General features: G+C 70.2%; 11 protein-coding genes. All 11 read left to right on the forward strand.

Translation table 11 applies throughout. From position 1 onward, the window contains the following. The first annotated feature begins 11 nt into the window (after positions 1 to 11). Genes AB0F03_RS16565 through nuoL form a run of 11 tightly spaced genes read left to right on the forward strand, consistent with a single transcriptional unit; the run spans position 12 to position 12,526 of the window. Positions 12 to 566 carry an NADH-quinone oxidoreductase subunit B family protein gene (locus tag AB0F03_RS16565; protein WP_318201968.1) on the forward strand — a complete coding sequence of 185 codons (555 nt, stop codon included), beginning with the start codon at positions 12 to 14 and terminating at the stop codon, positions 564 to 566. After that, positions 563 to 1,354 (forward strand): NADH-quinone oxidoreductase subunit C, encoded by a 792-nt coding sequence (locus AB0F03_RS16570; protein ID WP_361991758.1) that lies wholly within the window; start codon positions 563 to 565, stop codon positions 1,352 to 1,354. The genes AB0F03_RS16565 and AB0F03_RS16570 overlap by 4 nt, the downstream gene beginning before the upstream one ends. Further along, the gene (locus AB0F03_RS16575) at positions 1,351 to 2,691 is read left to right on the forward strand and encodes an NADH-quinone oxidoreductase subunit D (RefSeq protein WP_361991760.1); all 1,341 of its coding nucleotides are present in this window, start codon (positions 1,351 to 1,353) and stop codon (positions 2,689 to 2,691) included. The genes AB0F03_RS16570 and AB0F03_RS16575 overlap by 4 nt, the downstream gene beginning before the upstream one ends. After that, positions 2,688 to 3,575, forward strand: a complete 888-nt coding sequence (gene nuoE, locus AB0F03_RS16580; protein WP_361991762.1) for an NADH-quinone oxidoreductase subunit NuoE — start codon at positions 2,688 to 2,690, stop codon at positions 3,573 to 3,575. The genes AB0F03_RS16575 and nuoE overlap by 4 nt, the downstream gene beginning before the upstream one ends. Continuing rightward, positions 3,572 to 4,921, forward strand: a complete 1,350-nt coding sequence (nuoF, locus tag AB0F03_RS16585; protein ID WP_361991765.1) for an NADH-quinone oxidoreductase subunit NuoF — start codon at positions 3,572 to 3,574, stop codon at positions 4,919 to 4,921. Before nuoE ends, nuoF begins: the two co-directional genes overlap by 4 nt. Next, positions 4,918 to 7,422 carry an NADH-quinone oxidoreductase subunit G gene (locus AB0F03_RS16590; RefSeq protein WP_361991768.1) on the forward strand — a complete coding sequence of 835 codons (2,505 nt, stop codon included), beginning with the start codon at positions 4,918 to 4,920 and terminating at the stop codon, positions 7,420 to 7,422. Before nuoF ends, AB0F03_RS16590 begins: the two co-directional genes overlap by 4 nt. Then, the gene (gene nuoH / locus AB0F03_RS16595) at positions 7,419 to 8,783 is read left to right on the forward strand and encodes an NADH-quinone oxidoreductase subunit NuoH (protein ID WP_361991770.1); all 1,365 of its coding nucleotides are present in this window, start codon (positions 7,419 to 7,421) and stop codon (positions 8,781 to 8,783) included. The genes AB0F03_RS16590 and nuoH overlap by 4 nt, the downstream gene beginning before the upstream one ends. Further along, positions 8,776 to 9,426, forward strand: coding sequence for an NADH-quinone oxidoreductase subunit NuoI (nuoI, locus tag AB0F03_RS16600; RefSeq protein ID WP_361991773.1), 651 nt, complete (start codon positions 8,776 to 8,778; stop codon positions 9,424 to 9,426). The genes nuoH and nuoI overlap by 8 nt, the downstream gene beginning before the upstream one ends. Beyond that, positions 9,423 to 10,268 (forward strand): NADH-quinone oxidoreductase subunit J, encoded by an 846-nt coding sequence (locus tag AB0F03_RS16605; protein ID WP_361991776.1) that lies wholly within the window; start codon positions 9,423 to 9,425, stop codon positions 10,266 to 10,268. Before nuoI ends, AB0F03_RS16605 begins: the two co-directional genes overlap by 4 nt. Beyond that, positions 10,265 to 10,564, forward strand: a complete 300-nt coding sequence (gene nuoK / locus AB0F03_RS16610) for an NADH-quinone oxidoreductase subunit NuoK (protein ID WP_073901863.1) — start codon at positions 10,265 to 10,267, stop codon at positions 10,562 to 10,564. The genes AB0F03_RS16605 and nuoK overlap by 4 nt, the downstream gene beginning before the upstream one ends. 15 nt (positions 10,565 to 10,579) lie before the next feature. Continuing rightward, positions 10,580 to 12,526 (forward strand): NADH-quinone oxidoreductase subunit L, encoded by a 1,947-nt coding sequence (gene nuoL / locus AB0F03_RS16615; RefSeq protein ID WP_361991779.1) that lies wholly within the window; start codon positions 10,580 to 10,582, stop codon positions 12,524 to 12,526. Position 12,527 lies beyond the last annotated feature (1 nt).

Genomic DNA, 12,527 nt, shown 5'->3' on the forward strand with positions numbered 1-12,527 from the left:
CCTTTAAAGACATGGGACTCGAAGAAAAGCTGCCGAGCGGATTCCTGCTCACCACCGTCGAGCAGGCCGCGGGCTGGGTGCGCAAGGCGTCCGTCTTCCCGGCCACCTTCGGCCTCGCCTGCTGCGCCATCGAGATGATGACCACCGGCGCCGGCCGCTACGACCTGGCCCGCTTCGGCATGGAGGTCTTCCGCGGCTCACCGCGCCAGGCCGACCTGATGATCGTCGCCGGCCGGGTCAGCCAGAAGATGGCGCCGGTCCTGAGGCAGGTCTACGACCAGATGCCCAACCCCAAGTGGGTGATCTCCATGGGCGTCTGCGCCTCCTCGGGCGGCATGTTCAACAACTACGCGATCGTCCAGGGCGTCGACCACATCGTGCCGGTCGACATCTACCTGCCGGGCTGCCCGCCCCGCCCCGAGATGCTGATGGACGCGATCCTCAAGCTCCACCAGAAGATCCGGTCCGCCAAGCTCGGCGTGAACGCCGAGGAAGCGGCCCGCGAGGCGGAGGAGGCGGCCCTCAAGGCCCTGCCCACGATCGAGATGAAGGGGCTGCTGCGGTGAGCGACGCGAACGGCACCCACGGCGCCGCCGCGAACGGCGGCACCGGCGGGGCGAACGGGACGGGGAACGGGGCCAACCCCGAGAACGACCTCTCCGCCGCCAACCTCCCCGGCCGGCGCGGCCAGGGCGGCGAGGAGATCCGCGTCCAGCGCGGCATGTTCGGCGCCGACAACGGCGGCGACACCTCCGGCTACGGCGGCCTGGTCCGCTCGGTCCGACTCCCGGGACCGACGGCCCGCCCCTACGGCGGCTGGTTCGACGAGGTCGCCGACGAACTGGAAGGCGCCCTGGAGGAACAGGGACTCCTCCCGGACAACGCCATCGACAGGACGGTCGTCGACCGCGGCGAGCTGACCTTCCACATCGAACGCGAGCACCTGCTCCTCGTCGCCCGCACCCTGCGCGACGACCCGGCGCTGCGCTTCGAACTGTGCACCGGCGTCAGCGGCGTCCACTACCCCGAGGACAAGGGCCGCGAACTCCACGCCGTCTACCACCTGCGCTCGATCACCCACAACCGGCTGATCCGCCTCGAAGCCGCCGCCCCCGACAGCGACCCGCGCATCCCGTCCCTGGTCTCCGTCTACCCGACGAACGACTGGCACGAGCGCGAGACCTACGACTTCTTCGGGATCGTCTTCGACGGTCACCCGGCCCTCACCCGGATCATGATGCCGGACGACTGGCAGGGCCACCCCCAGCGCAAGGACTACCCCCTCGGCGGCATCGCCGTCGAGTACAAGGGCGCCCAGATCCCGTCTCCGGACCAGCGGAGGTCGTACTCGTGAGCACGCAGTCAGCATCGGCGGCCTCCGCCGCCTCGGCGCGCGAGACCACCGAGGGCACCGTCTACACGGTCACCGGTGGCGACTGGGACGAGGTCGTCCAGTCCGCGGCCCGCGCCGACGACGAACGCATCGTCGTCAACATGGGTCCCCAGCACCCCTCCACCCACGGAGTGCTCCGCCTCATCCTCGAGATCGACGGCGAGACGGTCACCGAGGCCCGCTGCGGCATCGGCTACCTGCACACCGGCATCGAGAAGAACCTCGAGTACCGCACGTGGACGCAGGGCACCACCTTCGTCACGCGCATGGACTACCTGACGTCCTTCTTCAACGAGACCGCCTACTGCCTCGCCGTCGAGAAGCTCCTCGGCATCGAGGACCGGATCACCGCACGCGCCACGATCATCCGGGTGCTGCTGATGGAGCTGAACCGGCTCTCCTCCCACCTGGTGTGCATCGCCACCGGCGGCATGGAGCTGGGCGCCACCACGATCATGATCTACGGCTTCCGTGATCGTGAAATGATTCTCGACCTCTACGAGCTGATCACGGGCCTGCGCATGAACCACGCGTACATCCGGCCCGGCGGACTCGCCCAGGACCTCCCGCCCGGCGCGGTGGACCAGATCCGCGAGTTCGTGAAGAAGATGACCAAGAACCTCCCGGAGTACGACAAGCTCGCCACCGGGAACCCCATCTTCAAGGCCCGTATGCAGGACGTCGGCTACCTCGACCTGGCCGGCTGCATGGCCCTCGGCGCCACCGGCCCGATCCTGCGCTCCACCGGCCTGCCCCACGACCTGCGCAAGGCCCAGCCGTACTGCGGTTACGAGACGTACGACTTCGACGTCCCCACCACCGACAGCTGCGACGCCTACGGCCGCTTCCTCATCCGCCTGGAGGAGATGCGCCAGTCGCTGAGGATCATCGAGCAGTGCCTGGACCGGCTCGAGCCCGGCCCCGTCATGGTCGCCGACAAGAAGATCGCCTGGCCCGCCCAGCTCGCCCTGGGACCGGACGGACTCGGCAACTCCCTCGACCACATCAAAAAGATCATGGGCACCTCCATGGAGGCCCTGATCCACCACTTCAAGCTGGTCACCGAGGGCTTCCGCGTCCCGCCGGGACAGACGTACGCGGCCGTGGAATCACCCAAGGGCGAACTCGGCGTGCACGCCGTGTCCGACGGCGGCACCCGCCCCTACCGGGTCCACTTCCGCGACCCGTCCTTCACCAACCTTCAGGCCATGGCGGCGATGTGCGAAGGCGGCCAGGTCGCCGACGTCATCGTCGCCGTGGCATCCATCGACCCCGTGATGGGAGGCGTCGACCGGTGACCACCTCTTCCTCGGAGCGGGGCGTCAGCCTGGGCATGCCCGCACTGCCCGCCCCCGCGTACCCGGACGACGTCCGGACCCGGCTGGAGGCGGACGCGCGCGAGCTGATCGCCCGCTACCCCGACTCCCGGTCCGCCCTGCTGCCGCTGCTCCACCTCGTGCAGTCGGAGGAGGGCCACGTCACGCGCACCGGCATGCACTTCTGCGCGGACATGCTCGGCCTGACCACCGCCGAGGTCACCGCCGTCGCCACCTTCTACACCATGTACCGGCGCCGGCCGTCCGGCGACTACCAGGTCGGCGTGTGCACCAACACGCTCTGCGCGGTCATGGGCGGCGACACCATCTTCGAGACCCTCCAGGAGCACCTGGGCGTCGGCAACGGCGAGACCACCGACGACGGCAAGGTCACCCTGGAGCACATCGAGTGCAACGCGGCCTGCGACTTCGCGCCGGTCGTGATGGTCAACTGGGAGTTCTTCGACAACCAGACCCCCGACAGCGCCCGGCGCCTGGTCGACGACCTCCGCGCGGGACGGCCCGTACAGCCCACGCGCGGCGCCCGGCTGTGCACCTTCAAGGAGACCGCCCGGATCCTGGCCGGCTTCCCCGACGAGCGGCCCGGTGCCGTCGAGGAGGGCGGCAGCGCGGGACCCGCGTCGCTGGTGGGCCTCCGCCTGGCCAGGGGAGAGGCCGAACCGGCGCGCGTGGTGCATCCGCGGGACGGCGGCCCGCACCGGACGGGAGCGTCCGGGGAACCGCACGACCGGGCGGCGCACGGGCCGTCGCCGGCCGAGCACCTCAGTTCCCACGACGCGCCGCAGGACACATCGGCCTCCGACCCCGCCCACCCGGCAGGGCCCACCGCCGAGGAGGGGGAGTGATGACCGTGCAATCCGAGGTGAAGGACACCAGCCCGGAGAAGCTGCTCGCACCCGTGCTGTCGGCCTTCTGGGACGAGGACCGGTCCTGGACCCTGGACGTCTACCGCAGGCACGACGGGTACGAGGGGCTCCGCAAGGGGCTCGCCATGTCCCCCGACGACCTCATCGCGTACGTCAAGGACTCCGGGCTGCGCGGCCGCGGCGGCGCGGGATTCCCGACCGGGATGAAATGGCAGTTCATCCCGCAGGGTGACGGGAAACCGCACTATCTGGTGGTCAACGCCGACGAGTCGGAGCCGGGCACCTGCAAGGACATCCCGCTCCTGTTCGCGAACCCGCACAGCCTCATCGAGGGCATCGTGATCGCGTGCTACGCCATCAGGTCGTCGCACGCCTTCATCTATCTGCGGGGCGAGGTCGTCCCCGTGCTGCGGCGGCTGCACGAGGCCGTGCGCGAGGCCCGCGAGGCCGGCTACCTCGGAGAGAACATCCTGGGCAGCGGACTCGACCTCGAACTCACCGTGCACGCGGGCGCCGGCGCGTACATCTGCGGTGAGGAGACCGCGCTGCTCGACTCGCTCGAAGGCCGCCGCGGCCAGCCCCGACTCCGTCCCCCTTTCCCCGCGGTCGAAGGCCTCTACGCCTGTCCCACCGTGGTGAACAACGTCGAGTCGATCGCGTCGGTTCCCGCCATCCTCCAGAACGGCAAGGAATGGTTCAGGTCGATGGGCAGTGAGAAGTCCCCGGGCTTCACGCTCTACTCGCTCAGCGGCCACGTCGCGAGCCCCGGCCAGTACGAGGCCCCGCTCGGCATCACCCTGCGCCAGCTCCTCGACATGAGCGGCGGCATGCGGCCCGGGCACCGCCTGAAGTTCTGGACACCGGGCGGCTCCTCGACACCCATGTTCACCGACGAGCACCTCGACGTCCCCCTCGACTACGAAGGGGTGGGCGCCGCGGGCTCCATGCTCGGCACGAAGGCCTTGCAGTGCTTCGACGAGACGACCTGCGTGGTGCGGGCGGTGACCCGCTGGACGGAGTTCTACGCCCACGAGTCCTGCGGCAAGTGCACCCCCTGCCGCGAGGGGACGTACTGGCTGGTGCAGCTGCTGCGGGACATCGAGGCCGGCAAGGGCGGCATGTCCGACCTCGACAAGCTCGCCGACATCGCCGACAACATCAACGGCAAGTCCTTCTGCGCCCTCGGTGACGGCGCCGCATCCCCGATCTTCTCCTCGCTCAAGTACTTCCGCGAGGAGTACGAGCAGCACATCACGGGCCGGGGCTGCCCCTTCGACCCGGCCAAGTCGACGGCCTGGGCGGACCGCCCGGAGGTGAACGCATGACCGTGACCACCAGCGCCTCCACCCCGGGGGGCCGGCCGGCGGTTCCACCGGAGGACCTCGTCACGCTGACGATCGACGGCGCCGAGATCAGCGTGCCCAAGGGCACCCTGGTCATCCGGGCCGCCGAGCAGCTCGGCATCGAGATCCCGCGGTTCTGCGACCACCCCCTGCTGGACCCGGCCGGCGCCTGCCGCCAGTGCATCGTCGAGGTCGAGGGCCAGCGCAAACCGATGGCGTCCTGCACGATCACGTGCACCGACGGCATGGTCGTCAAGACCCACCTCACCTCACCGGTCGCCGAGAAGGCCCAGCACGGGGTGATGGAGCTGCTGCTCATCAACCACCCGCTGGACTGCCCGGTCTGCGACAAGGGCGGCGAGTGCCCGCTCCAGAACCAGGCCATGTCGCACGGCAACGCCGAGTCCCGCTTCGAGGGCAGGAAGCGCACCTACGAGAAGCCCGTAGCGATCTCCGCCCAGGTCCTGCTCGACCGCGAGCGGTGCGTGCTGTGCGCCCGCTGCACCCGCTTCTCCAACCAGGTCGCGGGCGACCCGATGATCGAACTGGTCGAGCGGGGCGCGCTCCAGCAGGTCGGCACCGGTGAGGGCGACCCGTTCGAGTCGTACTTCTCCGGCAACACCATCCAGATCTGCCCCGTCGGCGCCCTCACCTCGGCCGCCTACCGCTTCCGCTCCCGCCCCTTCGACCTCATCTCCTCCCCCTCGGTCTGCGAGCACTGCTCCGGCGGCTGCGCCACCCGCACCGACCACCGGCGCGGCAAGGTCATGCGGCGGCTCGCCGCCGACGACCCCGAGGTCAACGAGGAGTGGATCTGCGACAAGGGACGCTTCGCGTTCCGGTACGCCCAGCAGCGCGACCGGCTCGACACCCCGCTGGTCCGCAACGCCGACGGCGTCCTGGAACCCGCCTCCTGGCCCGAGGCGCTCCAGGCGGCCGCACAGGGTCTGAGCGCCGCCCGCTCCCGGGCCGGCGTCCTCACCGGCGGCCGGCTCACCGTCGAGGACGCCTACGCGTACAGCAAGTTCGCGCGCGTGGCGCTCGACACGAACGACATCGACTTCCGCGCGCGCGTGCACAGCGGCGAGGAGGCCGACTTCCTGGCGGCCCGGGTGGCCGGCCGCGGCCGTGACCTCGACGGTACGGGCGTCACGTACACCTCCCTGGAGAACGCGCCCGCCGTCCTGCTCGTCGGCTTCGAGTCGGAGGAGGAGGCGCCCGGCGTCTTCCTGCGGCTGCGCAAGGCCTGGCGCACACGCAAGCAGCGGGTGTTCTCGCTGGCCACCCACGCCACCCGGGGCCTTCAGAAGGCGGGCGGCCTGCTGTTGCCGGCCGCGCCCGGCACCGAGCCCGAGTGGCTGGACGCCCTCGCGAGCGGCACCGGCCTGGAGGAGCCCGGCTCCCACGCCGCCGAGGCACTGCGCACGCAGGGCGCGGTCATCATCGTGGGCGAGCGGCTGGCCGGCGTCGCGGGCGGCCTCACCGCCGCGCTGCGCGCCGCCACCGCGACCGGCGCCGAACTGGTGTGGATCCCGCGCCGGGCCGGCGAGCGCGGCGCCGTCGAGGCCGGTGCCCTGCCGTCGCTGCTGCCGGGAGGCCGCCCCTCGACCGACCCGCGCGCGCGGGAGGAGGTCGCCGCCGTCTGGGGCCTCGCCGAACTCCCGTCCCGCTACGGCCGCGACACCCACCAGATGGTGGAGGCCGCCGCCAGCGGTGAACTGTCCGCACTCCTGGTCGCCGGTGTGGAGGTGGCCGACCTTCCCGACCCGGCAGGCGCGCGTGAGGCCTTCGCGAACGTCGGCTTCCTGGTGTCGCTCGAACTGCGGCCCAGCGAGGTCACCGAGCACGCCGACGTCGTCCTGCCGGTCGCCGCGGTCCCCGAGAAGGCGGGCACCTTCCTCAACTGGGAGGGCAGGGTGCGCTTCTTCGAGGCCGCGCTCAAGCCCGACCAGATGACCCGCCGGCTCGCGCCGGCCGACACGCGCGTGCTGCACATGCTCGCCGACGCCATGGACGTCCACCTGGGGCTGCCCGACCTGCGCACCACGCGCGCGGAGATCGACCGGCTCGGCCCCTGGAACGGCCCCGGCGCCGCCGCACCCACGGAGTCCGCGGGCGTACTGCCCCGCCCGGCCGCCGGTGAAGCGGTGCTCGCCGGGCACCGGCTGCTGCTCGACCAAGGCGTCCTCCAGCAGGGCGACGAGGCGCTCGCCGGCACCCGGCACGCCGCCCACGCGCGCGTGTCCGCCGCGACGGCCGCCGAGGCCGGCGTCGTGAACGGCGGCCTACTGGCCGTCACCGGCCCCACCGGCTCCCTGGAACTCCCCCTCCAGGTCACCGACATGCCCGACCGGGTGGTCTGGCTCCCGCTGAACTCCACCGGCCCCGGCGTGGCCTCCGGCACCGGGGCCCGGCCCGGCTCCCTCGTCCGCATCGGCCCGGCGGCACTCGCCGGCGAGGCCCCCAAGGAGGTGGAGGCATGAGCGGGTACCTGGCCGCTGAAGACCTCTCGATGTTCGGCCGCGACCCCTGGTGGCTGGTCGTCGTCAAAGCGGTGTTCTGCTTCGCGTTCCTGATGGTGACCGTGCTGTTCTCCATCGTCTGGGAACGCAAGGTCGTCGCCTGGATGCAGCTGCGCATCGGCCCCAACCGGCACGGCCCCTGGGGCATGCTCCAGTCGCTCGCCGACGGCGTGAAGCTGATGCTCAAGGAAGACCTCATCGTCAAACGCGCGGACAAGGTCGTCTACGTCCTCGCGCCGGTCGTCGCGGCCATCCCGGCCTTCATGGCGATCGCGGTGATCCCCTTCGGACCGGCCGGAAACGAGATCTCGATCTTCGGCCACCGCACCACGATGCAGCTGACCGATCTGCCGATCGCGATGCTCTACATCCTCGCGATCGCCTCCGTCGGCATCTACGGCATCGTCCTGGCGGGCTGGAGCTCCGGCTCCACCTACCCGCTGCTGGGCGGCCTGCGCGCCTGCGCGCAGATGATCTCCTACGAGATCGCCATGGGCGCCGCGTTCGCCTCCGTGTTCCTGTACTCGGGCTCGATGTCGACGTCCACGATCGTGGCGCAGCAGCACGACCGCTGGTACATCGCGCTGCTGCCGGTCTCCTTCATCCTCTACATCGTCACGATGGTCGGCGAGACCAACCGCGCCCCCTTCGACATGCCGGAGTCCGAGGGCGACCTGGTCGGCGGCTTCAACACCGAGTACTCGTCCATCAAGTTCGCGATGTTCATGCTCGCCGAGTACGTCAACATGGTGACCGTCTCGGCCGTGTCGGCCACCCTGTTCCTCGGCGGCTGGCGCGCCCCCTGGCCGATCAGCGGCTTCTGGACGGGCGCGAACCACGGCTGGTGGCCGCTGCTCTGGTTCGTCATCAAGGTGCAGCTGCTGCTGTTCTTCTTCATCTGGCTGCGCGGCACGCTGCCCCGCGTCCGCTACGACCAGCTGATGAAGCTCGGCTGGAAGGTCCTCATCCCGGTCTCCGTGACCTGGCTGATGCTGGTCGCGACCGTACGGGCCCTGCACAACGAGAACTACGACTTCGCCGACATCGCCCTGTACGTGGGCGGCGGCGTCCTGGCCCTGCTGCTGCTCTCCTTCATCGCCGACATGTTCCGCGACAAGGCGAAGAGCGGCGGACAGGCCGCCGAGGAGCAGCCGGCCTTCGACCCGATGGCGGGCGGGTTCCCCGTACCGCCGCTGCCCGGACAGGAGCTGCCGCCGGTGCCCAGGCGCCGCCCGCACCGCGAGCGGGAGCTGATTGTCAGTGGTGGACCGGACACTGTCAGTGACGGATCTACGGATGGAAAGGAGGCGTCCGATGGCTGAGGAGCCTCAGGAGGCCGGGCACACCACGCCCGGCTTCCAGAACCCCGTCGCCGGCTTCGGCGTGACCTTCAAGGCCATGTTCAAGAAGCGGCTGACCGAGCAGTACCCGGAGCAGAAGAAGACCACGGCTCCGCGGTTCCACGGGCGGCACCAGCTCAACCGCCATCCGGACGGCCTGGAGAAGTGCGTCGGCTGCGAGCTGTGCGCCTGGGCCTGCCCCGCCGACGCCATCTACGTGGAGGGCGCCGACAACACCGACGAGGAGCGTTACTCGCCGGGCGAGCGGTACGGCCGCGTCTACCAGATCAACTACGCCCGCTGCATCCTGTGCGGGCTGTGCATCGAGGCGTGCCCCACGCGCGCGCTGACGATGACCAACGAGTTCGAACTGGCCGACTCCAGCCGCGCCGACCTCATCTACACCAAGGAGCAGCTGCTCGCCGGTCTGGAGGAGGGCATGGTGGAGACGCCCCACTCGATCTTCCCGGGGACGGACGAACAGGACTACTACCGGGGCCTGGTGACGCAGGCCGCGCCCGGCACGGTCCGGCAGACCGCCGTCTCCAGGGGCGAGGTCCCGCAGGAGGCCACGTCCACCTTCGGCGAGGAGGAGCCGGCCTCGGAGAAGGTGATCGGCGGATGAACGCGCAGCACCTCGCCGCCTACGCGACCTCCACCGGTGAGGCGTTCCAGTTCTGGGTCCTCGGCACGGTCGCGGTGATCGGCGCCCTGTGCACCGTCTTCATGAGGAAGGCCGTGCACAGCGCGCTCTGTCTCGCCGGCACGATGATCGTCCTGGCGGTCTTCTACCTCGCCAACGGCGCCTACTTCCTCGGGATCGTGCAGATCGTCGTCTACACCGGCGCGATCATGATGCTGTTCCTGTTCGTGGTGATGCTCGTCGGCGTCACGGCCGCGGACTCGCTGAAGGAGACCATCAAGGGCCAGCGCTGGCTGGCCCTCGTGTGCGGGGCCGGCTTCGGCGTCCTGCTGTTCGCCGGCATCGCGAACGCCTCCCTGAAGGAGTTCGCCGGCACCGGTCCGGCGAACGCGAACGGCAACGTGGAGGGCCTCGCGAGCCTCATCTTCACCAAGTACGTCTTCGCCTTCGAGATCACCGGCGCCCTGCTGATCACGGCCGCCGTCGGCGCCATGGTGCTCACCCACCGCGAGCGCACCGAACCCGCCAGGACCCAGCGCGAGCTGTCCGAACAGCGCATCCGCGAGGGTGTCCACATCCCGCCGCTGCCGGCTCCCGGTGTCTACGCCCGGCACAACGCCGTGGACGTCGCGGGCCTGCTCCCCGACGGCACCCCCTCCGAGCTGACCGTCAGCAAGACGCTGCGTGAGCGCGGCCAGGTCCGGGACGTCTCCGCGGAGGCGCTGAACGACCTGCGGGCGCTGGAACAGCGGTCCGAGGAGCGCCTGGAGCGCAGGGCGGTCGCACCGGCGACGTTCAAGCGGCCCGAGGAGGCGTCCAAGTGAACCCGGTCAACTACCTCTACCTCGCCGCCCTGCTGTTCACGATCGGCGCGACCGGCGTACTGATCCGGCGCAACGCCATCGTGGTCTTCATGTGCATCGAGCTGATGCTGAACGCCTGCAACCTCGCGTTCGTCGTCTTCTCCCGGATGCACGGCAACCTCGACGGCCAGATCATCGCCTTCTTCACGATGGTCGTCGCCGCCGCGGAGGTCGTGGTGGGCCTCGCGATCATCGTGTCGCTGTTCCGTACCCGCCACTCGGCCTCGGTCGACGACGCCAGCCTGATGAAGCTGTAAGGGGTCGGAAGAATCGTGGAGAACCTGATCGCGCTGCTCATCGCGGCGCCCCTGCTCGGAGCGGCCGTCCTCCTGGTCGGCGGCCGGCGCCTGGACCGCGCCGGCCACTGGATCGGCACGCTGCTGTCGACCGCCTCCTTCGTGTGCGGTGCCGTCCTCTTCGCCGACCTGCTCGGCAGGGGCGCCGAACACCGCACGCTGACCCAGCACCTGTTCAGCTGGGTCCCGGTGGCCGGCTTCCAGGCGGACGTCACCTTCCGCCTCGACCAGCTGTCGATGACGTTCGTCCTGCTCATCACGGGCGTCGGCTCCCTGATCCACCTGTACTCGGTCGGCTACATGGAGCACGACGAGCGCCGCCGCCGCTTCTTCGGGTACCTCAACCTGTTCCTGGCGGCGATGCTGCTGCTCGTCCTCGCCGACAACTACCTGCTGCTCTACGTCGGCTGGGAGGGGGTGGGCCTGGCCTCGTACCTGCTGATCGGCTTCTGGCAGCACAAGCCCAGCGCGGCCACCGCAGCGAAGAAGGCCTTCCTGGTCAACCGCGTCGGCGACATGGGGCTGTCGATCGCGATCATGCTGATGTTCACCACCTTCGGCAGCTTCGCCTTCGGCCCGGTCCTCAGCCACACCGGTGACGCCTCCCAGGGCAAGCTCACCGCGATCGGCCTGATGCTGCTGCTCGCCGCCTGCGGCAAGTCCGCCCAGGTGCCGCTCCAGTCATGGCTCGGGGACGCCATGGAGGGCCCGACGCCGGTCTCGGCCCTGATCCACGCGGCGACCATGGTGACCGCGGGCGTCTACCTGATCGTCCGCTCCGGTGCCCTCTTCGACGCCGCCCCCGACGCCCAGCTGGCCGTTACCGTCGTCGGCGCGGTCACGCTGCTGTTCGGTGCGATCGTCGGTTGCGCCAAGGACGACATCAAGAAGGCACTGGCCGGTTCGACCATGTCGCAGATCGGCTACATGGTCCTCGCGGCCGGCCTCGGCCCCATCGGCTACGTCTTCGCGATCATGCACCTGGTGACGCACGGCTTCTTCAAGGCCGGCCTGTTCCTCGGCGCCGGCTCGGTCATGCACGGCATGAACGACGAGGTGGACATGCGCAAGTACGGCGGCCTGCGCAAGTACATGCCGGTCACCTTCATCACCTTCGGCCTCGGCTACCTCGCCATCATCGGCTTCCCGGGCCTGTCCGGTTTCTTCTCCAAGGACAAGATCATCGAGGCGGCCTTCGCCAAGGGCGGCACCGAGGGCTGGATCCTCGGCGGCACGGCCCTGCTCGGCGCGGCCATCACCGCCTTCTACATGACGCGCGTGATGCTGATGACCTTCTTCGGGGAGGAGCGCTGGAAGAACCGGCCCACCCGCTCCCCCGAGGCGCCGAGCGCCGAGCCCGTCGCCGAGCACCGCGGCGAGCACGCGGAGCCGCACCCGCACGAGTCCCCGAAGGTCATGACGATCCCGATGATCGCGCTGGCCTTCGGCTCGGTCTTCGCCGGCGGCTTCTTCAGCATCGGCGACCGGTTCCTGCACTGGCTGGAGCCGGTCACCGGCCACCAGGAGGGCGACTCGCCGGTCAGCGCGGGCACGGTCACCGGCGCCACCATGGTCTGCCTGGTCATCGGCGTCGCCATCGCCTGGGCTCGGTACGGCCGCAAGCCCGTCCCGGCCGTCGCCCCGCGCGGCTCCCTGCTCACCCGCGCGGCCCGCCGCGACCTGCTCCAGGACGACTTCAACCACGTGGTCCTCGTGCGCGGCGGCGAACACCTGACGCGCTCCCTGGTCTACGTCGACCACACCCTGGTCGACGGCGTCGTCAACGGCACAGCGGCCGGCTTCGGCGGTTTGTCCGGCCGGCTGCGCCGGCTCCAGAACGGCTTCGCCCGCTCCTACGCGGTGTCGATGTTCGGCGGCGCGGCACTCCTGGTCGCCGCGACCCTGCTGATGAGGGCGGTCTGAT

Source organism: Streptomyces sp. NPDC028722 (genome assembly GCF_040637655.1).
In the GTDB taxonomy this organism is placed as follows: Bacteria; Actinomycetota; Actinomycetes; order Streptomycetales; family Streptomycetaceae; genus Streptomyces.